The 19,544-nt window shown below is 68.0% G+C and carries 19 protein-coding genes; 7 read left to right on the forward strand and 12 right to left on the reverse strand.

Features of this window, described 5'->3' with window-relative positions:
• The first annotated feature begins 87 nt into the window (after nucleotides 1-87).
• From DDF62_RS23445 to DDF62_RS23455, 3 genes are read left to right on the forward strand one after another with little or no spacing between them, the layout of a single operon-like run.
• Nucleotides 88-1,236 carry a bifunctional 2-C-methyl-D-erythritol 4-phosphate cytidylyltransferase/2-C-methyl-D-erythritol 2,4-cyclodiphosphate synthase gene (locus DDF62_RS23445; protein ID WP_116491350.1) on the forward strand — a complete coding sequence of 383 codons (1,149 nt, stop codon included), beginning with the start codon at nucleotides 88-90 and terminating at the stop codon, nucleotides 1,234-1,236.
• A gap of 24 nt (nucleotides 1,237-1,260) precedes the next feature.
• Nucleotides 1,261-1,755: a CinA family protein gene (locus DDF62_RS23450; protein WP_116491351.1), complete on the forward strand. Its 495-nt coding sequence runs from the start codon at nucleotides 1,261-1,263 to the stop codon at nucleotides 1,753-1,755.
• Complete coding sequence (locus tag DDF62_RS23455; protein WP_116491352.1) at nucleotides 1,755-2,870, forward strand: FUSC family protein; 1,116 nt, start codon at nucleotides 1,755-1,757, stop codon at nucleotides 2,868-2,870. The genes DDF62_RS23450 and DDF62_RS23455 overlap by 1 nt, the downstream gene beginning before the upstream one ends.
• On the opposite strand, the gene DDF62_RS23460 is transcribed toward DDF62_RS23455, so the two are convergent.
• Both DDF62_RS23460 and lipA read right to left on the reverse strand, forming a co-directional pair.
• The gene (locus DDF62_RS23460; protein WP_116491353.1) at nucleotides 2,867-3,319 is read right to left on the reverse strand and encodes a type II toxin-antitoxin system RatA family toxin; all 453 of its coding nucleotides are present in this window, start codon (nucleotides 3,317-3,319) and stop codon (nucleotides 2,867-2,869) included. The two genes, DDF62_RS23455 and DDF62_RS23460, sit on opposite strands and share 4 nt — an antisense overlap.
• A gap of 4 nt (nucleotides 3,320-3,323) precedes the next feature.
• Complete coding sequence (gene lipA / locus DDF62_RS23465; RefSeq protein WP_101717885.1) at nucleotides 3,324-4,301, reverse strand: lipoyl synthase; 978 nt, start codon at nucleotides 4,299-4,301, stop codon at nucleotides 3,324-3,326.
• Between the two features lie 83 nt (nucleotides 4,302-4,384).
• On the opposite strand from lipA, the gene DDF62_RS23470 reads away from it, so the two are divergent.
• The 3 genes from DDF62_RS23470 to DDF62_RS23480 all read left to right on the forward strand — a co-directional run bounded on the left by DDF62_RS23470 (nucleotide 4,385) and on the right by DDF62_RS23480 (nucleotide 7,607).
• Nucleotides 4,385-5,428, forward strand: a complete 1,044-nt coding sequence (locus tag DDF62_RS23470) for an alpha/beta fold hydrolase (RefSeq protein WP_116491354.1) — start codon at nucleotides 4,385-4,387, stop codon at nucleotides 5,426-5,428.
• 143 nt (nucleotides 5,429-5,571) lie between these two features.
• Nucleotides 5,572-7,116: an AMP-binding protein gene (locus tag DDF62_RS23475; protein ID WP_116491355.1), complete on the forward strand. Its 1,545-nt coding sequence runs from the start codon at nucleotides 5,572-5,574 to the stop codon at nucleotides 7,114-7,116.
• 95 nt (nucleotides 7,117-7,211) lie between these two features.
• Nucleotides 7,212-7,607 carry a DoxX family protein gene (locus DDF62_RS23480; protein ID WP_116491356.1) on the forward strand — a complete coding sequence of 132 codons (396 nt, stop codon included), beginning with the start codon at nucleotides 7,212-7,214 and terminating at the stop codon, nucleotides 7,605-7,607.
• A 149-nt stretch (nucleotides 7,608-7,756) separates the two neighbouring features.
• On the opposite strand, the gene DDF62_RS23485 is transcribed toward DDF62_RS23480, so the two are convergent.
• From DDF62_RS23485 to DDF62_RS23515, 7 genes are all read right to left on the reverse strand, one after another.
• The gene (locus DDF62_RS23485; RefSeq protein ID WP_341871583.1) at nucleotides 7,757-9,166 is read right to left on the reverse strand and encodes a porin; all 1,410 of its coding nucleotides are present in this window, start codon (nucleotides 9,164-9,166) and stop codon (nucleotides 7,757-7,759) included.
• Nucleotides 9,167-9,282: 116 nt separating this feature from the next.
• Entirely contained in the window at nucleotides 9,283-10,683 is a 1,401-nt protein-coding gene (gene lpdA / locus DDF62_RS23490) for a dihydrolipoyl dehydrogenase (RefSeq protein WP_116491357.1), read from the reverse strand.
• Nucleotides 10,684-10,760: 77 nt separating this feature from the next.
• A complete protein-coding gene (locus DDF62_RS23495; protein ID WP_116491358.1) occupies nucleotides 10,761-11,237 on the reverse strand; it encodes a glutathione peroxidase in 477 nt (158 codons plus the stop codon).
• A 117-nt stretch (nucleotides 11,238-11,354) separates the two neighbouring features.
• A complete protein-coding gene (locus DDF62_RS23500; RefSeq protein ID WP_116491359.1) occupies nucleotides 11,355-12,653 on the reverse strand; it encodes a pyruvate dehydrogenase complex dihydrolipoamide acetyltransferase in 1,299 nt (432 codons plus the stop codon).
• Nucleotides 12,654-12,791: 138 nt separating this feature from the next.
• Nucleotides 12,792-14,147 (reverse strand): pyruvate dehydrogenase complex E1 component subunit beta, encoded by a 1,356-nt coding sequence (locus tag DDF62_RS23505; RefSeq protein WP_116491360.1) that lies wholly within the window; start codon nucleotides 14,145-14,147, stop codon nucleotides 12,792-12,794.
• A complete protein-coding gene (pdhA, locus tag DDF62_RS23510) occupies nucleotides 14,144-15,175 on the reverse strand; it encodes a pyruvate dehydrogenase (acetyl-transferring) E1 component subunit alpha (protein WP_116491361.1) in 1,032 nt (343 codons plus the stop codon). Before pdhA ends, DDF62_RS23505 begins: the two co-directional genes overlap by 4 nt.
• Nucleotides 15,176-15,351: 176 nt before the next feature.
• Nucleotides 15,352-15,648, reverse strand: a complete 297-nt coding sequence (locus DDF62_RS23515) for an FtsB family cell division protein (RefSeq protein ID WP_058348879.1) — start codon at nucleotides 15,646-15,648, stop codon at nucleotides 15,352-15,354.
• 390 nt (nucleotides 15,649-16,038) lie between these two features.
• On the opposite strand from DDF62_RS23515, the gene DDF62_RS23520 reads away from it, so the two are divergent.
• Nucleotides 16,039-16,620 carry a hypothetical protein gene (locus tag DDF62_RS23520; RefSeq protein ID WP_133244983.1) on the forward strand — a complete coding sequence of 194 codons (582 nt, stop codon included), beginning with the start codon at nucleotides 16,039-16,041 and terminating at the stop codon, nucleotides 16,618-16,620.
• A gap of 91 nt (nucleotides 16,621-16,711) precedes the next feature.
• Here the strand turns inward: DDF62_RS23520 and eno are convergent, their stop codons facing one another.
• From eno to rpmF, 3 genes are all read right to left on the reverse strand, one after another.
• A complete protein-coding gene (eno, locus tag DDF62_RS23525; RefSeq protein ID WP_116491363.1) occupies nucleotides 16,712-17,992 on the reverse strand; it encodes a phosphopyruvate hydratase in 1,281 nt (426 codons plus the stop codon).
• Between the two features lie 94 nt (nucleotides 17,993-18,086).
• Nucleotides 18,087-19,073 (reverse strand): retroviral-like aspartic protease family protein, encoded by a 987-nt coding sequence (locus DDF62_RS23530; protein ID WP_116491364.1) that lies wholly within the window; start codon nucleotides 19,071-19,073, stop codon nucleotides 18,087-18,089.
• A 229-nt stretch (nucleotides 19,074-19,302) separates the two neighbouring features.
• The gene (rpmF, locus tag DDF62_RS23535) at nucleotides 19,303-19,485 is read right to left on the reverse strand and encodes a 50S ribosomal protein L32 (RefSeq protein ID WP_007671126.1); all 183 of its coding nucleotides are present in this window, start codon (nucleotides 19,483-19,485) and stop codon (nucleotides 19,303-19,305) included.
• Nucleotides 19,486-19,544 lie beyond the last annotated feature (59 nt).

Below are 19,544 nucleotides of genomic sequence, written 5' to 3' on the forward strand. Positions count from 1 at the left end.
CCACCGCTGTGTTTTTAGGCACATTGTGCAGCGCAGTAAAGCCCTCCGTTGGCTGGACATGTCCGACGACAACGTTAGACACGGACCATGACCTTCTCAGCCGTCATCGTCGCCGCCGGCAGCGGCACCAGGGCCGGACCCGGCCAGGCCAAGCAGTGGCGCGATCTGGCCGGAAAACCCGTGCTGCGCTGGTCGGTCGAGGCCCTGCTGGCCAGCGGCGCAGTTGATCTCGTAATCGTGACCGACCCAAGCATGCAGGACATGCTGGGCGAAACCTTGGCCGGCCTCGAAGGCTGGCGGTTCGCGCCCGGCGGCGCCACCCGCGCCCTGTCGGTGCGGTCGGGCCTGGCCGCGCTCGCCCACCGTCCGACCGATGAGCCTGTGCTTGTGCACGACGCCGCCCGTCCGTTCCTGACCAAGGCCGTTGTCGATGGCGTGCTCGCCGCGCTGGACGGCGCTGACGGCGTGGTGCCGGCCCTGCCGGTGGCCGACACCCTCAAGCGCGCGGGCGAGTCGGGCGCGACCACGACCTCGCGCGACGGTCTCTGGCGGGCCCAGACCCCGCAGGCCTTCCGCCGCGACCGCCTGCTGGCCGCCTACGCCGCCTGGAGCGGACAGAGCGAACCCACCGACGACACCCAGGTGGTCGAGGCCGACGGCGGCAGGGTCGCCATCGCGGCCGGTGATCCGCTGCTGACCAAACTGACCTATCCAGAGGACTTCGCCATGGCCGAACGGCTGGCGGGCGCGGCCCGCATCACTCGCATCGGCCAGGGTTTCGACGCCCACCGCTGGGGACCGGGTGAGTCGGTCTGGCTATGCGGCGTCGAGATCGCCCACGACGAGACCCTGATCGGCCATTCGGACGCCGACGCCGGCCTGCACGCCCTGACCGACGCCGTGCTCGGCGCGATCGGCGACGGCGACATCGGCGACCACTTCCCGCCGACCGATCCGCAATGGAAGGGCGCGGCCTCGGACAAGTTCCTGATCCACGCCGTCGACCTGGTGCGCCAACGCGGCGGCCGCCTGATCAACGTGGACGTGACGCTGATCTGCGAGCGACCCAAGATCAAGCCGCACCGCGAGGCCATGCGTCAGCGCCTGGCCGAGATCCTCGACCTGCCGCTGGACCGCGTCAGCGTGAAGGCGACCACGACCGAGAAGATGGGCTTCACCGGCCGCGGCGAAGGCCTGGCCGCCCAGGCGGTGGCGACGGTGGAGACGCCGCTCTAGTCTCACGGCAAAGGAGTCGCCGGCATGTTTCCCATCGAGATCGAAACCCTCGCCCGGCTGCTGATCGACGAGGCGCGCGAGAAGAAGCTGCGTCTGGCGGCGGTGGAAAGCTGCACTGGCGGGCTGGTGGCCGGATCGATCTGCGCGATCTCCGGCGCGTCGGACGTCTTCGAGCGCGGCTTCGTGACCTACAGCAACCGGGCCAAGACCGAGCAGGTGGGCGTGCCGGGCGACCTGATCGCCGACCATGGCGCGGTGTCCGAGCCCGTGGCGCGGATGATGGCCGAAGGCGGCCTGGCCAACAGCAACGCCCATTTGGCCGTGGCGATCACCGGCATAGCAGGCCCTGGCGGCGGCACGCCGATGAAGCCCGTCGGCACGGTCCACTTCGCCGTGGCCCGGGCCAACCGCTCGGTCGTGCATCGCCACGAGCATTTCGAAGGGCTGCCGCGCGAGGCCGTGCAGCTGGCGGCGATCCGGACGGCGCTGGAGCTGCTGCGCGAGGCGGTGGCCGGCTGATGCCAGACAGCGCGCCTTCAGACTGGCGGCGGTTCGTCGGCGCTGGCTTCTCGCGTTCGGCCCTGGCCGCGGCGGCGCGGCGGCGCAGCGAGCTGCGGCACGCGGTGCGGGTCTCGGCGGCGGTCGTGGCGGCCTACGCCCTGGCGACGCTGCTGCGGCTGCCGCAGGGCTATTGGGCGGTGTTCACGGCGGTGATCGTCGTGCAGTCGAGCCTGGGCGCGACCATCACCGCCTCGATCGAGCGGTTCATGGGCACAGTGGTCGGCGCCGCCGTCGGAGCGGGCGCGGCCTGGCTGCATACGCGCCATCCCGAGTGGGGCGGCTTGATCCTGGCGGTCTGCGCGGCCTCCCTCGCCTTCCTGGCGGCGGTGCGACCAGCATTCAAGGTGGCGCCGGTCACGGCGGTGATCATGCTGATCGGCACCACCACGCACATGGACCCTCTGACGGCGGCGTTCCTGCGGGTGGCCGAGATCACCGTCGGCAGCCTGGTGGGCGTGGCCGCCACCCTGCTGATCTTCCCAGCCCGCGCCCACGAGTCGGTGGTGGATAGCAGCCAGAAGGCCGCCGGCCTGCTGGCCGACCTTCTTTCGCACTACGCCGCCAAGCTGGAGGCCAAGCCCAGCGACCTGGATCCGCGCGCGCACTACGACGAGACACTGAAGGCCCTGGCCAAGCTGCAGACGGCGATGACCGAGGCCGACCGCGAGACAGCCAGCAGGCTGTCGGATCGTTCGATCTCGGACGCCCTGCCCCGCACGCTGTGGAGGCTGCGCAACGACTGCGTGATGATCGGCCGGGCGCTGCGCGAGCCCCTGCCCGCTCCTGCCCTGGCCCCGCCCAGCGCGGCGATGCTGGCGGCCTCGTCGGCCTATCTGCGCGCGGTCGCTCAGAGCCTGTCGGGCGCGGCCAAGCCCGACCGCCTGGCCTTCGCCGAGGGACACAAGGCGTTCCAGGACGCCATCGAGGGCATGCGCGACGTGGGCGCCACGCGAGAGCTGGCCTTCGACGACGCCGCGCGGACCTTCGGCCTGGTGTTCGCTGTGGAGAACCTGTTCGCCAATCTCGGGGACTTCGCCGACCGCGTCGAGGAAGCCGCCAGCAAGCGCGACTAGACCTTGGCGCCGTAGAGCTGCGCGGCGCGGGCCTCGAAGCAGGCGATCAGCTTGTCGACGGCGCGGTCCATGTTGGCCGCCAGCATGGCGTCGAGCAGCTTGGCCTTGAAGGCGAAGTCGATGACGAAATCGATGGTCGCCCCGTCCGGGTGAACCGAGAACCGCCACTGGTTCGACAGCCGCTTGAACGGGCCATAGAGCAGGCTGACGGTCACGCTGAGGTCAGCGCGATCCCGACGGACGCGCGTGGCGAACTTCTCGCGCAGGAACGAGAAGCCGACCTGGGCCTCGGCGTCCAGGCTGCTGACATCGCCGCTCTCGTGAGCGTTCCAGGTCCGCATGCCCGTGATCCACGGCACGAAGGACGGATAGGCCTCGACGTCGCCGACGAGCGTGAAGAGTTGCTCGGGCGCGTAGGGCAGCACCCGGGTGACGACGTGGCGGTGCAAGGGGTCAGCCGGCTTTGGCGTCGAGCGCTCGGCGAGCCGCCTGCAGCTTGGCGAAGTCCTCGCCGGCGTGGTGCGACGAACGGGTCAGCGGACTGGACGAGACCATCAGGAAGCCCTTGGCCCGGGCGATCGCCTCGTAGGCCTTGAACTCTTCCGGGGTCACGAAGCGGTCGATGGCCGCGTGCTTGCGGGTCGGCTGCAGGTACTGGCCGATGGTGATGAAGTCGACGCCGGCCGAGCGCATGTCGTCCATGACCTGCATGACCTCTTCCTTGGTCTCGCCAAGACCGACCATCAGGCCGGACTTGGTGAACTGGGAAGGATCGCGCTCCTTCACCCGCTCCAGCAGGCGCAGCGAGTTGTAGTAGCGGGCGCCGGGGCGGATCTTCAGGTAGAGCCGCGGCACGGTCTCAAGGTTGTGGTTGAAGACGTCCGGACGGGCGTCGATGACCACGTTCTCGGCCCGGTCCTTGCGCAGGAAGTCGGGGGTCAGGATCTCGATGGTGGTCTTGGGCGCCGCCGCGCGGATGGCGGTGACCACCTCGGCGAAGTGGCGGGCGCCGCCGTCGATCAGGTCGTCGCGGTCCACCGAGGTGATGACCACGTGGTTCAGGCCCATCTTGGCGACGGCCTCGGCCACACGGCGCGGCTCGTCGGGGTCGAGCTGGGTCGGAAGGCCAGTGGTGACGTTGCAGAAGGCGCAGGCGCGGGTGCAGATCTCGCCCATGATCATCATGGTCGCGTGCTTCTGGCTCCAGCACTCGCCGATGTTCGGGCAGGCGGCCTCTTCGCAGACCGTGGTCAGCTTGTGCTCGCGCACGATGCCCTTGGTCTCGTTGTACTGGCCCGAACCGGGGGCGCGGACGCGCAGCCACTCGGGTTTGCGCAGGACCGGGGTGTCCGGGCGATTCTGCTTTTCGGGGTGGCGAACGGCGCGATCCTCGGGACCGCGGGCCTTCAGCGTGTCGATCAACGTGACCATGTGGGCCTAGATCGGCCTTCTTGGCCTCCGGATCAAGCTCTCGATCTTGCATGCGGCGCAAAGGCGCGAAATGAGTGGCGTATATGCGTCGCTTCGCTCTCGTTCTGCTGCTCGCCCTGCCCCTTTTCGCCTGCGGCGAGCAGGGATCGCGCGCGCCTTTCGCCGACAGCCGAACGCCGCCTGGACTGGAGCGCCGGTTCCTGCCGCCCGCCGGCTGGGCCTGGGGCTATGTCCAGGTCGGCGAGGACGCCGTGCAGCGCTATGGCGTGTCGGCGCCGCACGGCGCGGCGACCAGCCAGGTGCTGATCCTGACCGACTACGGCGAGAGCGCCGAGACCTGGTTCGAGACTGCGCGCGACCTCAACGCCAAGGGCGTGGTCGTCTGGATCCTGGAGCGCCAGGGCCAGGGCGGCTCCGAGCGCCTGGCGGCCAAGCGCGATCGCGGCCACGTCGAAAGCTACGCGCCCGACGTCACCGCGACCAAGGCCATGGTCAAGGTGGTGATCCGCCCCGACGGCCGCCTGCCGCTGACCTTGGTGGGCCAGGGCCAGGGCGGTCTGGTCTCCCTGCGCGCCGTCGAGGAGGGTCTGATGATCGACGGGCTGGTGCTTTCGGCTCCGGTCTTCGAGCTGTCCGCCCTGCCCCGCCCCAAGGGCCAACTGATCGAGACGGCGCAGTGGGCCCGGCGGTTTCGCTTGTCGTCGCAGCCCTGGCCCGGCGCCGCCGACTGGCGACGCGACGGCCCCGACGATCGCGCCCTCGGCCTGACCAGCGATCCCGTGCGCGGCGTGGTCAACCACGCCTGGCAGACCGCCAATCCCGACTTGCGGATGGGCGCGCCGAGCCTTGGCCAGTACGCGGCCTTCTACGACGTGCTGGACGTGACGGCCCGCGATCTCTCCCGCGTAAGGACGCCGGTCGTCATGCTGGCCGGCGACGCCGACACGGTCACGCCGGCCTTCGCGCAGGACAGCGTCTGCAAGGCGCTGACCGTTTGCCGCCAGACCCGGCTGCCGGGTGGGCGCCACGCCCTGCACCTGGAACGGGATTCGGTTCGGGCGCCTTGGCTGGAGGCCGTGCTCGCGGTCATCCGCGCCGCAGGCCGCCCAAAGCCCGCCGCGCCTTGAGCCACAAGGGCTCGCGCACCACATGAAGAACGCGGTTCGCTCACGAAACGTGACCGATCTTTGCAAACCGCGCAGGGGCCGCTAGGGTCCCGTCTCAATCGAACGAGGGCGGAACCACCGTCTTTGTGGGAGGTTTCGCCGGCATGCCGGTTGTTTACAAAGCGGAAGACGGCCAGAAGGCGCTCTTCGACGCCCTTATCGACGCCAAGGACAAGTTCGGAGCGAAGAAGCCGATCCTGGAAGACCAGGACCGCAACCCGCTCAGCTATACCGACCTGATCCGGGCGAGCTTCGCCCTGGGCCGCAAGGTCGCGGCCATGACCAAGCCCGGCGAACACGTCGGCGTGCTGCTGCCGTCGGGCGTCGGCGCGGTCGTGGTGTTCTTCGCCCTGCACGCCTTCGGCCGCGTGCCGACCATGCTGAACTTCACGGCGGGTCTGCGGAACATCAAGGCCGCGGTGAAGCTGGCCAACGTCAAGCACGTGCTGACGGCCCACAAGTTCATCGAGCTGGGCAAGCTGCACGACGTGGTCGACGCGATCGACGACCTGGCCAAGGTCGTCTACCTGGAGGACGTGCGAAAGACGATCGGCCTGGCCGACAAGCTGTTCGCCGCCGCCGCCGGAGCCTTCCCGCGCCAGTTCCGCGCGCCCGCCAAGCCTTCGGACAAGGGCGTGGTGCTGTTCACCTCGGGCAGCTTCGGCGCGCCGCGCGGCGTGGTGCTGAGCCAGGCCAACCTGGTTTCCAACGCCGCCCAGATCGCCGCGCACATCCCGCTGGACCCGAACTGGGTGATGTTCAACCCGCTGCCGGTGTTCCACTGCTTTGGCCTGACCGGCGGGGTCATCCTGCCGCTGCTGCAAGGCATGAAGGCGTTCGAGTACCCCTCGCCGCTGCACACCAAACAGATCCCGCCGCTGATCAAGGACGCCAAGGCCTCGCTGCTCTTGGCCACCGACACCTTCGTCAACCAGTACGCCCGCGCCTCGGAGACCGATGAGCTGGGCGGCCTGCAGTTCATCGTCTGCGGCGCCGAGAAGGTGCGCGACGAGACCCATGCCCTGATCAAGGAGCGCTTCGGCGACGTGCCGGTGCTGGAAGGCTACGGCGCCACCGAGGCCTCGCCGGTCATCGCGGTCAACAAGCCGACCGACAATCGCCCCGGCACGGTCGGCGGCCTGCTGCCGGGCATGGAGACCCGCATCGAGCCCGTCGAGGGCATCGCCGAAGGCGGTCGCTTCTTCGTGCGCGGTCCCAACATCATGGCCGGCTACCTGCGCGAGGACGGCGGCGTCGACGCTCCGGAAGACGGCTGGCACGACACCGGCGACGTGGTCACCATGACCGACGACCAGTGGATCACCATCAAGGGCCGGGTAAAGCGCTTCGCCAAGATCGGCGGCGAGATGGTGTCGCTGACCGCCGCAGAGGACCTGGCGGTGGCCGTGTGGCCCAGCGCCCGCCACGCCGTGATCTCGATGCCCGACAAGAAGAAGGGCGAGCGCCTCGTTCTGGTGACCGACTGCCAGACCGCCGACGCCGCGCCGCTGGTGGCGCACGCCCAGGCGATCGGCGCGCCGGAACTGGCCGTGCCGCGCAAGATCCTCAAGGTCACCCAGGTGCCCGTGCTGGGCAGCGGCAAGACCGACTATGTCGCCATCCAGCGCATGGTTGAGGCCGCCGGCTGACGAACTTCCGTCCAGGCGCCGCGTTTCAGTAGAGCTTACGGTCGCCGCCTCACGCGGCGGCCGGTTCTTCGAACGACAGCGAACGGGAGACACGCTTGGAACGACTGGTCGTATGGACGCCGCGGGTGCTGAGCCTGCTGCGGGTGATCGCCGCCCTGCTCTTCATGGAGCACGGGCTGATGAAGCTGTTCCATTTTCCTGCCCCGCAGCCCGGCGCGCCCGATCCGCTGCCGCCGATGCTGCTCGCGGCCGCCTGGCTGGAGGTGATCGGCGGCGGCCTTCTGGTGCTGGGCCTCTTTACCCGGCCGGTGGCCTTCATCCTGTCGGGCCAGATGGCCGTGGCCTACTTCCTCGCCCATGCCAGCCAGGGCTTCTGGCCGGCGCTGAACGGCGGCGAGGCCGCGATCCTGTTCTGCTTCGTGTTCCTGTACCTGGTGTTCGCCGGGCCAGGGGAATGGAGCGTAGACGCGCAGGTGAGGAAGCGGCCGTGACGTCCAGATCCTCCCCCTGAAGGGGGAGGTGTCGGCAAAGCCGACGGAGGGGGACGTGATTTCGACGTTCTGAGAGGCGCCGGAGGCTGAAGTTACTTCCCCCTCCGGCCCTTCGGGCCACCTCCCCCTGAAGGGGGAGGATCTCGGTTCTAGAAATCCAGTTCCATCCGCGCGCCGGTAACGTGGACACCGTAGTCCCGGTCGCCATCGGCCAGGGGCGTGGCGTCCTGGTACGAGAGGTAGGCGTAGTTGACGTTGAAGCGCAGGTACTCGACCGGCTGCCAGATCAGGGCGGCGATCCAGGCGTCCTGGCGGCCGCCGACGATCGCGCCTTCATTGAGGTCGAGATAGTCGTAGCGGGCGTTGACCTGCACCGCGCCGAGACCGCCGCCGCCCAGCGGCTTCCGCGGCTTCGCGCGATCGAAGATGCCGCCCTTGTAGCCGCGGGTGTCGTCGGTGAGGAACCAGCCGAGCTCGGCATAGCCGCCAAAGAACTCCGCGTCAGGGCCAGCGGCGATGTCGCTGCGCAGCCAGTGGGTTTCGGCCGCGCCGTGCAGGCGGCCACGCACGAAGGCGGCCTCCAGGCCGTAGTGGGCCTCGTCCTTGACGTCGAGGGTCGAGGTCCCGATCAGGCGGGTGTTGCTGGTGTGGACGAACGGCCGCTGGCGGTAGCGCGTGCCGGCGTCGCCGACCCGCTTGAGGTCGCGCCAGTGGGCCGAGCCGCCAAAGTGCAGCTGCATGTCGCCAAGCTTGGGCGCATAGACCAGCCGGCCGTCTAGGCCGTAGCTGTTGTTCTCGTCGCCGCCGGTCTCGCCATCGCTGTCGTTGGAGAGCGCGGTGATGTCGTCGGCGAACAGGCCCGCCTGCAGCAGCCAGGCGGCCTTCTCGTACTGGGCGGCGATCCCCAGGCGGCGCTCGAAGTTGAAGGCGTCGGTGAAGGCCGCCCGCTCCATGACCGAGCCGGCGGTGTCGCCGGTCAGCTCGTCGAGGGACTGGAACTGGTTCTGATTGCCGATCGACAGCAGCAGGCCGCCGTTCTTGTAGGTGACGAAGGTGTCGACCAGATCGACGCTGTTGTCGGACAGCTCCAACTCCAGCTTGTAGCCGATGCCGGCGCCAAGGCCCCCTTCCCCGCCCAGACGGATGCGGCGCATCTCGGCGGCGTAGCCCAGGCCGCGGTCGGTCGAGCCGTCGGGGCGGCCCACATAGCCGACGTCGGTCTGGATGCGCCCCTTGGCCTTGAAGCTGCGGCCGCCGCTGGCGGTGAACTGCGGCGAGCCCTTCCAGGCGATCTCGGTCGGCGGCGGAGCCTTGGACGGCGCCGGCGCGGCGATCGTCGCGGGCTGGGGCGCGGCCTGGACGGCCGGAGCGGCCGTGCGCTGGGGAGCGCCCGTCGCGGCGTCCAGCTTCTGCTCCATCAGCTGGATCTGGGCCTTCAGGGCCGAGATCTGGGCCCGCATGGCGGCGGCTTCGTCGGCGCTGATGGCGTCCTGGGCGAAGGCCGGGGTGGCGAGGCCGAAGGCGCTGGTGGCCAGGAGGGGCAGGACGGATCGGCGCACGGCGTTGCTCCGGACATGAAAAGGCCCGTCCGGAGGGTGCTCCGAACGGGCCTTCCTAATGCGACACTTCAACGACAGTTTCGCGACAGTCGCCGCGAAAATCGTTCGACGACGGATTAAATGTGCAGGACGCGGCCGTAGGCGTCGAGAGAGGCTTCGTGCATGGCTTCCGACATGGTCGGGTGCGCGTAGACGATGCCGTGCAGGTCTTCCTCGGTCGCCTCGAGGGTGATCGCGGTGACGAAGCCCTGGATCATCTCAGTCACTTCGTGGCCGATCATGTGGGCGCCGATCAGCGCGCCGGTCTTGCCGTCGAACACCGTCTTGACGAAGCCTTCGGTCTCGCCCGCGGCCACGGCCTTGCCGTTGACCTTGAACGGGAAACGACCGGCCTTGACCTCGATGCCGGCCGCCTTGGCGGCGGCTTCGGTGTAGCCCACCGAGGCGACCTGCGGGTTGGCGTAGGTGCAGCCCGGGATCGGCGAGTGGACGTTCGGGGTCTTGTAGCCGGCGATGTGCTCGGCCGCGTGGATGCCTTCGTGGCTGGCCTTGTGGGCGAGCCAGGGGGCGCCGGCCACGTCGCCGATGGCGTAGAGGCCAGGCACGTTGGTCTTGCAGTGCTTGTCGGTGACCACGTGGCCGCGATCGAGCGCTAGGCCGACCGACTCGACGCCTTCCGTGTTCGGAACGATGCCGATGGCGACGATGCACTTCTCGGCGGTCAGTTGCTCGGCCTTGCCGCCGACCTCGACCGAGACCGACACGCCCGTGGCGGTCTTGTCGATCTTGGTGACCTTGGCGCCGATGCGGAACTTGATGCCGCGCTTCTCGAAGGCCTTCTGGGCGGCCTTCGACACTTCGGCGTCTTCGACCGGCATGATGCGGTCCACGGCCTCGACGACGGTCACTTCGGCGCCCAGGGCGCGGTAGAAGCTGGCGAACTCGATGCCGATGGCGCCCGAGCCGATGACGACCAGCGACTTCGGCATGGACTTCGGCGCCAGGGCGTCACGATAGGTCCAGACCTTGTCGCCGTCCGACACGGCGCCGATCGCCGGGATGTTGCGGGCGCGGGCGCCGCTGGCCAGGATGACGTTCTTGGCCTGGACCGTGCGGCTGCCGCCGGCCTTGAGCGCGATCACGACCTTCGGAGCGGGGGCGCCCTTCTCGAGCTTGGCCTCGCCCTCGATGACCTCGATCTTGTGCTTCTTCATCAGGAAGGCGATGCCGCCCGACATGGTCTTGGCGACGCCGCGCGAGCGCTCGATGATCTTGGTGAAGTCGAACGACGGCTTCTCGACGGCCAGGCCGTAGCTGTCGAGGTGCGACAGCTGTTCGAAGATCTCGCCGGACTTCAGCAGCGCCTTGGTGGGGATGCAGCCCCAGTTCAGGCAGATGCCGCCCAGGTTCTCACGCTCGACGATCGCCGTCTTCAGGCCCAGCTGGCTGGCGCGGATGGCGGCGACGTAGCCGCCCGGACCGGCGCCGATGACGACGACATCGAATTCCGTGGACATAGTGTCTTACCCTAGCTTGGACGCGCGCCGGGGGAGCGGCTGCGTCGAACGACCGGCGCCAGCCGGCCTGGGAAATTCTATAACAGCGCCTCGACGGCGGCCTGGAGGTCCTCAGGCTTGGTGGTCGGGGCGAAACGTTCGACGACCTTGCCGTCGCGGTCGATCAGGAACTTGGTGAAGTTCCACTTGATCCCCTCGGTGCCCAGCACGCCCTTCCGCTGCTTCTTCAGCCAGGCGTAGAGCGGATGGGCCGAGGGGCCGTTGACGTCGATCTTGGCCATCATCGGGAAGGTCACGTCGTAGGTCAGCGAGCAGAAGCCGCCGATCTCCTCCGCCGTGCCCGGTTCCTGCGCCCCGAACTGGTTGCAGGGAAAGCCCAGGATGGTCAGGCCGCGGTCCTTGTTCGCCTTGTAGAGCGCTTCGAGACCTTCGTACTGCGGGGTCAGGCCGCACTTGCTGGCGGTGTTGACGATCAGCAGCACCTGGCCGCGATAGTCCGCCAGGCTGGCGTCCTTGCCTTGAAGCGTCTTGGCCGAGAATTCGTAGACCGACATCGCGTGTTCTCCTCGGGGCCGTCCCCGTCCTGAAAGATCCAGGATGGGGCCTCGCCGAGCCGCTTCCGAAATCCTCGTCCCCGGTTTGGCCGCAGGACGAGGATTCCGGGAGCGCCCTTAGACGATCAGGGTCAGCGGCTCTTCGATCAGCGGCTTGAAGGCCGCCAGGAACTTGGCGCCGACCGCGCCGTCGACCACGCGGTGATCGCAGGTCAGGGTCACGGTCATGACCGTGGCCACGGCCAGCTGGCCGTTCTTGACCACCGGGCGCTGTTCGCCGGCCCCGACGCTCATGATCGCGCCTTGCGGCTCGTTGATGATCGACGAGAAGGCCTTGATGCCGAACATGCCGAGGTTGGAGACCGAGAAGGTGCCGCCCTGGAATTCCTCGGGCTTCAGCTTCTTGGCCTTGGCCCGGGCGGCCAGGTCCTTCATCTCGGCCGAGATCTGGGCCAGGCCCTTGGTCTCGGCGGCGCGGATGATCGGGGTGATCAGGCCGCCGTCGATGGCCACGGCCACGGCGATGTCGGCATGCTTGTGCATGGCGATGCCCTCGGGCGTGTAGGAGGCGTTGGCCTCCGGCACGCGCTTGAGCGCCACGGCGGCGGCCTTGATGACGATGTCGTTGACCGACACCTTCACGCCCTGGCCTTCCAGGAGGCTGTTGATCTTCGAACGGGCGGCCAGCAGGCCGTCCAGCTCGATGTCGATCGTCAGCGGGAAGTGCGGCACGTCGCGGAAGCTTTCCGTCAGGCGGCGCGCGATGGTCTTGCGCATGCCGTCCAGCGGGACGAGATCGTAGGAGCCCGCGGGGATGCCCATCTGCTCCAGCGACTGCACCTTGCGCGGCTCGGCGGCCGGGGCCGAAGCGGCGGCGGCGGGCGCCGGCGCGGCCTTGGCGGCCGGAGCGCCGCCGCTCTTGGCGGCTTCAACGTCCGACTTCACGACGCGGCCGTGCGGACCCGAGCCCTTGATGGACTTCAGGTCGAGATTGGCGGCGGACGCCAGGCGACGGGCCAGCGGCGAAGCGAAGACGCGCGAACCGTCGGCGGCCACGGGCGCGGCCGGAGCCGGGGCGGCCGGCGCAGCGGCGGGAGCCGGAGCCGCAGCGGCCTTGGGGGCTTCAGCGGCAGCAGCGGCGGGGGCGGCGACCGGAGCCGGCGCGGGGCTCTCGCCCTCGCCCGCCAGCTTGGCGATCAGCGCATTGACCTTGACGTTTTCGGTTCCGGCGTCGACCAGGATGGCTTCGATCACGCCTTCATCGACGGCTTCGACTTCCATCGTGGCCTTGTCGGTCTCGATCTCGGCGATGACGTCGCCGGCCTTGACGGTGTCGCCGACCTTGACGTGCCACTTGGCGAGGGTGCCCTCTTCCATGGTGGGCGACAGGGCGGGCATCAGGATGTCGATCGACATTTGAGCTCTTTCCTCAAGCGTTCGGGACGGCTTCGACCAAGGTGGTCGGCGTCCACGATACCCCGCCCTGGGGCGGGATGAATTCGTTGGCCAAGACGATGCGGCCCCCGCTCATCGGGAGCGGGGGCCGCGCCGGTCTCAGCGGTAGCAGACCGCCTTGGCCGCCTTGACGATCTTGTCGACCGACGGCAGCGACAGGGCTTCCAGGTTGGCCGCATAGGGCAGCGGCACGTCTTCCTGGTGGACCCGCAGCGGCGGGGCGTCCAGGTAGTCGAAGCCGAACTCCGTGATGCGGGCGACGATCTCGGAGCCGACGCCCATCGGGCCCCAGCCTTCCTCGACCGTGACCAGGCGGTTGGTCTTCTTGACGCTTTCCAGGATCGTCGCGTGGTCCATCGGACGGATGGTCCGCAGGTCGACGACCTCGGCCGAGATGCCCTCGGCGGCCAGCGCTTCAGCGGCTTGCAGGGCGAAGCCCACCATGCGGCTGTAGGCGACCAGGGTCACGTCCGTGCCCTGACGACGAACCTTGGCCTTGCCGATCGGCACGACGTAGTCCTCGACGTCCGGGATGTCGAACTCGTGCCCGTACATCATCTCGTGTTCGAGGAAGACGATCGGGTTCGGATCGCGGATGGCGGCCTTCAGCAGGCCCTTGGCGTCGGCCGCGTCATACGGCGCGATGACCTTCAGGCCCGGGATGTTGCCGTACCAAGCCGCGTAGTCCTGGCTGTGCTGGGCGCCAACGCGCGAAGCCGCGCCGTTCGGACCGCGGAACACGATCGACGACTTGATCTGACCACCCGACATGTAGAGCGTCTTGGCGGCCGAGTTGATGATGTGGTCGATCGCCTGCATGGCGAAGTTCCAGGTCATGAACTCGACGATGGGCTTCAGGCCCGCCATCGCCGCGCCGACGCCCATGCCGGCGAAGCCGTGCTCGGTGATCGGGGTGTCGATGACGCGCTTGTCGCCGAACTCCTGCAGGAGTTCACGGCTGACCTTGTAGGCGCCCTGGTACTGGGCGACTTCCTCGCCCATCAGGAACACGCGGTCGTCGCGACGCATCTCTTCGGCCATGGCGTCGCGCAGGGCGTCGCGCACGGTGATCTTCTTGGTCGGCGTGCCTTCCGGCAGTTCCGGATCCGCGAAGTTCGAGGCGGCGGCGATCGGGGCCGGAGCCGCGGCGACCGGAGCCGGGGCGGCTTCGGCGACGACCGGGGCGGCGGCCGGAGCAGCCGACGCCGAGGCGCCGTCTTCACCCGCCAGCTTGGCGATGATCGTGTTGACCTTGACGTTTTCCGAACCGGCCGGAACGAGGATGGCCTCGACCACGCCCTCGTCGACGGCTTCGACTTCCATCGTCGCCTTGTCGGTCTCGATTTCGGCGATCACGTCGCCGGCCTTGATGGTGTCGCCTTCCTTGACGAGCCACTTGGCCAGGGTGCCTTCCTCCATGGTGGGGGAAAGCGCGGGCATCAGGATGTCCGTCACTCGGCGGCCTCCAGGTATACGTCGGTGTAGAGTTCGGAGGGGTCCGGCTCGGGGCTGGTGCGGGCGAACTCGGCCGCTTCGGCCACGATACGCTTCACTTCGCCGTCGACGACCTTCAGATCGTCCTCGGTGACGCCGGCCGCGGCCAGGCGTTCCTTGATGTGGTCGATCGGATCGCGGGTCGTCTTGACCTCGTCGACCTCTTCCTTGGTGCGGTACTTGGCCGGGTCAGACATCGAGTGGCCGCGGTAGCGGTAGGTCTTCATCTCGAGGATGTAGGGACCCTGGCCGCTGCGGGCGTGCTCGCTGGCGCGGGCGCCGGCTTCACGCACGGCCACCACGTCCATGCCGTCGACTTCCTCGCCCGGGATCCGGAACGAGACGCCGCGCTTGTGGAAGGCGGTTTCCGACGCCGAACGCTCGACGCTGGTGCCCATGGCGTACTGGTTGTTCTCGATCACGTACACGACCGGCAGCTTCCACAGCTGGGCCATGTTGAAGCTCTCGTAGACCTGGCCCTGGTTGGCCGCGCCGTCGCCGAAGTAGGCGTACGAGACGTTGCCGTTACCCTGGTAGTGGTTGGCCAGCGCCAGGCCGGTGCCGAGCGCCACCTGGGCGCCGACGATGCCGTGGCCGCCGTAGAAGCCGGTCTCGATGTCGAACATGTGCATCGAGCCGCCCTTGCCGCGCGACGAACCGCCAGCGCGACCGGTAAGCTCGGCCATGACTTCCTTGGGGTCCATGCCTGCGGCCAGCATGTGGCCGTGGTCACGGTAACCGGTGATGATCTGGTCGCCCTTGTGCGAGATCGACTGCATGCCGACCGCAATGGCTTCCTGACCGATGTAGAGGTGGCAGAACCCGCCGATCAGGCCCATGCCGTAAAGCTGGCCAGCGCGCTCCTCGAAGCGGCGGATCAGCAGCATGTCCTGATAGAATTTGAGAAGCTCTTCCTTGCCGACGAAGGCGTTGACACCGGTGTCGGTAGCCTTCTCCGCCGGGGCTTCACCCTTGCGCGTTCGCGCCATTAAACTCTCCCTGGCCAATCGTCATAACGGCCTTCATCTCAGAGGCTTCCATTGCCCGCCGCGGTGCGGCTTTTCGGCGCTGGAGAACGCTCGTGTTGACGCCTAGACCGCCCCTCGAGCTGCAACTCGAAGCGTGGTCTACAAGGCAGCTTAGGACCGGCGGGAGCCGACCCAGCTTAGCGCTTGGTGCGGATCACGTAGTCCTTGGGATCGGCATATCCAAGGAGCGAACGCGCGCGTTCCTCCAGGAGATCAGCCGACAAGCTGCCGCTGCGTAATAGACGAGCCCGGGCCTCCAGGTCCATCCTCTCAGCGCGGATCTTCTTAAGTTCCATCGTCTTGGCGGCCAAGTCCGCGTTGCGTTGAGACGAGGAAAGCAGGCCTCTCTCGCCCGTCAGGGCGTGAAAGACGAAGTACGTGATCAGGAGAAGGAGCGCCGCGGTCGGCAGGTAAGGTTGCAGTCGAGCGAACATCGGCGAATCCCGGACAGGGAGCTTCAAGCTGCCAGAACGTGCTTAACACGATCTAAATCCCCAACGACGCAAAGGGCTTGCAAGTCTCTCGCGGGTGGCGCGAAAATACTTTCAAGTGAGACCGTTTCAGGGGCATCGAGATACCGCATCGCGGCATTTCCTTCGCATCCGCGAGAGCATCGGAAACCTCTGTTTTTCTAAGCACGGCCACGCTTATAGAAAAAATGTGGTCCAACTTTTTTGATCGAACGCCGGTCAAGCCTGTTTCGGAGGCGCCAGCGCCTCAGAATCGTCGCTGTTGAGGCAGTGAAATCATCCGCAAGGGTTGATCGATCGGGCGAATGCGCGCCTAGCATGTCGGAAAATCGATGCGCCTCGGGGGAGGAAGACATGCTTCGACGACAGATGCTGGCCGGATTGACGGGCGTCGCCATCGCCCTCCCCGCCGCTGCTCGGCAGCGCAGCGAGGATGGTGTCATCAAGGGCCGCCGCGGCGGACCCAACATGATCAAGGGCGACCCACCCAGGCTCGATTTCGGCGGCGGCCTGGTGATTCCGATGAACGCCTCGATCTTCCGCACGCTGTGGGAGGGCGAGGATCGCTGGGTGACCTACGGGCGGGCCGTGTCGCGGCTGGAGGTGAAGGCCATGCAGCAGGCCGAGATCGCCGCCACGGGCACGATGAAGCTGATGCTGCTGACCCAAGCCTTCGCGCCCGAACGCCTGGTGCGTTTCGAGACCTGCGGCTGGCGCAATCGCACCAACAACGCCAACGACCTGGTGCTGGGCGAGATCGCCCTCCCCGGCAAACCGGTCATGCCCACCACCGACCGCGTGACGGGATCGGTCACCGACGGCGACACCGGCGGCGTCGGCGAGGACGGCTGGCACGCCGTGACCGGCTATATGATCATGAAGAAGGACGTCACATTGGCCGATATCCGCGCCAGGGCGCAGCTTTTGAAAGGCTGACCTGGGCCAGGCCGAAGCAACGCCGGGCCCAAACAAAAAAAGCGCGCCGGGCGAACCCGACGCGCTCTTGTTCATCCGAGGATGGATCCGATCAGCGGCCCTTGAGGGCGGCGCGACCGGCGTAGACGCCCTGGTCTTCCAGCTGCTGCTCGATGCGCAGGAGTTGGTTGTACTTGGCCAGCCGGTCCGAACGGGCCAGCGAGCCAGTCTTGATCTGACCGCAGTTCAGGGCCACGGCCAGGTCGGCGATGGTGCTGTCCTCGGTCTCGCCCGAGCGGTGGCTCATGACGCTGGTGTAGCCGTGGCGGTGGGCCAGCTCGACGGCGTCGATGGTTTCCGACAGCGTGCCGATCTGGTTGACCTTCACCAGGATCGAGTTGGCCAGGCCCTGGTCCAGGCCGATCTGCAGGCGGGCCGGGTTGGTCACGAACAGGTCGTCGCCGACCAGTTGGACCTTCTTGCCCAGGGTGTCGGTCAGCAGCTTCCAGCCGGCGAAGTCGTCTTCGGCCATGCCGTCCTCGATCGAGGCGATCGGGAACTTGGCGACGAGGTCGGCCAGGTAGTCGACCATCTGGGCCGGGTCGAGCGACTTGCCCTCGCCTTCCAGCTCGTACTTGCCGTTCTTGAAGAACTCGGTCGAGGCGACGTCCAGGCCCAGCAGGAAGTCGTCGCCGGCCTTGTAGCCGGCGGCTTCGCCGGCCTTGACGATGAAGTCGAGCGCGGCTTCGGCCGAGGCGAGGTTCGGGGCGAAGCCGCCCTCGTCGCCGACGTTGGTGTTGTGGCCGGCGTCCTTCAGAGCCTTCTTCAGGCCGTGGAAGATCTCGGCGCCCATGCGCAGGGCTTCGGAGAAGCTGGCCGCGCCGGTCGGCAGGATCATGAATTCCTGGATGTCGATCGGGTTGTCGGCGTGGGCGCCGCCGTTGATGATGTTCATCATCGGGGTCGGCAGGACGCGGGCGTTCACGCCGCCGATGTAGCGGTGCAGCGGCAGGCCGGCCGACTCGGCGGCGGCCTTGGCCACGGCCAGCGAGACGCCGAGGATGGCGTTGGCGCCCAGGCGCGACTTGTTCGGCGTGCCGTCGAGGCCGATCAGCAGGCTGTCGATGCGGCGCTGGTCTTCGGCGTCGACACCCGACAGCGCGTCGAAGATCTCGCCGTTGACGGCGTCGACGGCCTGGCGCACGCCCTTGCCCAGATAGCGCGACTTGTCGCCGTCACGCTTTTCGACGGCTTCGTGGGCGCCGGTCGAGGCGCCCGACGGCACCGCGGCGCGACCGAAGGCGCCGTCCTCGAGGACGACGTCGACCTCGACCGTCGGATTGCCGCGGCTGTCGAGGATTTCGCGGGCGATGATGTCGACGATCTCGGTCATGGGAGCTCCCGAAAGAAAAGGCGCTTCCCCTTAGCCGCCGCGCTGCGTCGCCGCAACCAAGACCGGCGTTCGACCAGCGTGAAGTTCCGCCGCGTCAGGCCTGCAGTGTCGGCCGCTCGGCTCCCAGCCGAAACAGCAGCTGCTCGGCGCCGAAGTCCAGTTCCACCCGGGCGAAAAGCTTGAGGACGTCGACCCCCAGCAGGATCGCGGGTTTGTCGCTGATCTTCCAGTGATCGAAGATGTGCAGGTCGGCGAAGACCACGGCCAGGTTGGTCATGCGCAGCTCGCCCATGTTCATCGACTTGATGATCCGGTACTCGCCGATGGTCTCGCCGCCGGCCACGCCCTGCAGGCGGACGGCCAGGGCCGGATCGGCGCCCCTGCGCTGCTTGGCCTGGATGGCGCGCGACAGGGCCATGTTGCCGATCGACGAGCCCGCGCCCGAGTCGATGAAGGCCAGGGTGCGGATGTTGTTGATCCGGCAGTTGACGATGGTCAGGCGGCCGAACTTCTGGTCGGCGACGACCTGCACCTCCTGGGCCCGGCGGAAGAAGCGGTACTCGGGCGTGCTGTGACGGACCTCCAGGCGCTTGCGCTTGAAGTCCATGACCACCGAACGGTCCTGCAGGATGTCGATGCCCAAGAGGCCGTCGCCGCCGACCCGTTCGGGCGGCAGGATTGGAAGCTCGACGCCGGCCAGGCGCGCCTCGCCGGAGACCAACTGGTCGATATGGGCCGTGGGGGTCACGGCCGAGCCGCCGATGCCGTGGACCATGACGTCTCGTCCGCGCGGCAGGGCGAGGCCGGCGGCCAGCGTCTCGGAGACGACCGAGCGGTCGGCCCCCGAATCGACGACGAAACGGTAGGGCCCGCGGCCGTTGATCATGGTCTCGACGGTCATCCGCTCCGAATCGTCGATCGCCGCGTCGATGATGTAGAGCGGCACGGGCGGGGCCGCCGGCGGCGCGACGGGCGTGGTCGGAGGAACCTGGCCCGGCGAGAAGGCATGGGCCGAGAACGGGGCGGCGCCGAGGGCCAGGGACGCGCCCAGGCCGGAGGCGAGCGCGCGACGCGTGAACATGGCGAACCTCCCAGTCCGCCGGAGTCTCGATCGCGCCTTTGCGGGCGCTGACCGCGCTCCTGGCTTTTTTGGGGTCGTCCCAATGGCGACCCGGCCGCCATCGTAGCACCGCTTGGGCCTGGAAACGACGAAAAGCGCCGCCCAGGCGAGCCGGGCGGCGCTTTCGAAGCGTCAGACGCGAAATCCTGGCGAGGCGCCCTCGAAGGGGGCCACGCGAGGAAGGAAGACCTTAGTCTTCCTTCGGGGTCAGGATCTGCTTGCCGTTGTAGAGGCCGGTCTTCAGGTCGACGTGGTGCGGACGACGCAGCTCGCCCGAGTCCTTGTCTTCCACGAAGGAGTTGGCGCCCAGGGCGTGGTGCGACCGGCGCATGTTCCGGCGAGAAGGCGAAGTTTTTCTTTTAGGAACGGCCATCGGAGTGACTCTGCTCGCTGAGCGTGAAAATCGAAAGCGGCGACTCGGGTTCGACCCTA

It is taken from the genome of Caulobacter radicis, from assembly GCF_003094615.1.
In the GTDB taxonomy this organism is placed as follows: Bacteria; Pseudomonadota; Alphaproteobacteria; order Caulobacterales; family Caulobacteraceae; genus Caulobacter; species Caulobacter radicis.

What these genes read in the sequence shown, in the direction of transcription:
- DDF62_RS23500 (WP_116491359.1), bottom strand. Translation starts at nt 12,653, where the DNA reads ATGTCGATCGACATCCTGATGCCCGCCCTGTCGCCCACCATGGAAGAG.
- DDF62_RS23520 (WP_133244983.1), top strand. Translation starts at nt 16,039, where the DNA reads ATGCTTCGACGACAGATGCTGGCCGGATTGACGGGCGTCGCCATCGCC.
- DDF62_RS23445 (WP_116491350.1), top strand. Translation starts at nt 88, where the DNA reads ATGACCTTCTCAGCCGTCATCGTCGCCGCCGGCAGCGGCACCAGGGCC.
- DDF62_RS23455 (WP_116491352.1), top strand. Translation starts at nt 1,755, where the DNA reads ATGCCAGACAGCGCGCCTTCAGACTGGCGGCGGTTCGTCGGCGCTGGC.
- DDF62_RS23450 (WP_116491351.1), top strand. Translation starts at nt 1,261, where the DNA reads ATGTTTCCCATCGAGATCGAAACCCTCGCCCGGCTGCTGATCGACGAG.
- DDF62_RS23515 (WP_058348879.1), bottom strand. Translation starts at nt 15,648, where the DNA reads ATGTTCGCTCGACTGCAACCTTACCTGCCGACCGCGGCGCTCCTTCTC.
- lpdA (WP_116491357.1), bottom strand. Translation starts at nt 10,683, where the DNA reads ATGTCCACGGAATTCGATGTCGTCGTCATCGGCGCCGGTCCGGGCGGC.
- DDF62_RS23470 (WP_116491354.1), top strand. Translation starts at nt 4,385, where the DNA reads ATGCGTCGCTTCGCTCTCGTTCTGCTGCTCGCCCTGCCCCTTTTCGCC.
- DDF62_RS23475 (WP_116491355.1), top strand. Translation starts at nt 5,572, where the DNA reads ATGCCGGTTGTTTACAAAGCGGAAGACGGCCAGAAGGCGCTCTTCGAC.
- DDF62_RS23495 (WP_116491358.1), bottom strand. Translation starts at nt 11,237, where the DNA reads ATGTCGGTCTACGAATTCTCGGCCAAGACGCTTCAAGGCAAGGACGCC.
- pdhA (WP_116491361.1), bottom strand. Translation starts at nt 15,175, where the DNA reads ATGGCGCGAACGCGCAAGGGTGAAGCCCCGGCGGAGAAGGCTACCGAC.
- eno (WP_116491363.1), bottom strand. Translation starts at nt 17,992, where the DNA reads ATGACCGAGATCGTCGACATCATCGCCCGCGAAATCCTCGACAGCCGC.
- DDF62_RS23530 (WP_116491364.1), bottom strand. Translation starts at nt 19,073, where the DNA reads ATGTTCACGCGTCGCGCGCTCGCCTCCGGCCTGGGCGCGTCCCTGGCC.
- rpmF (WP_007671126.1), bottom strand. Translation starts at nt 19,485, where the DNA reads ATGGCCGTTCCTAAAAGAAAAACTTCGCCTTCTCGCCGGAACATGCGC.
- lipA (WP_101717885.1), bottom strand. Translation starts at nt 4,301, where the DNA reads ATGGTCACGTTGATCGACACGCTGAAGGCCCGCGGTCCCGAGGATCGC.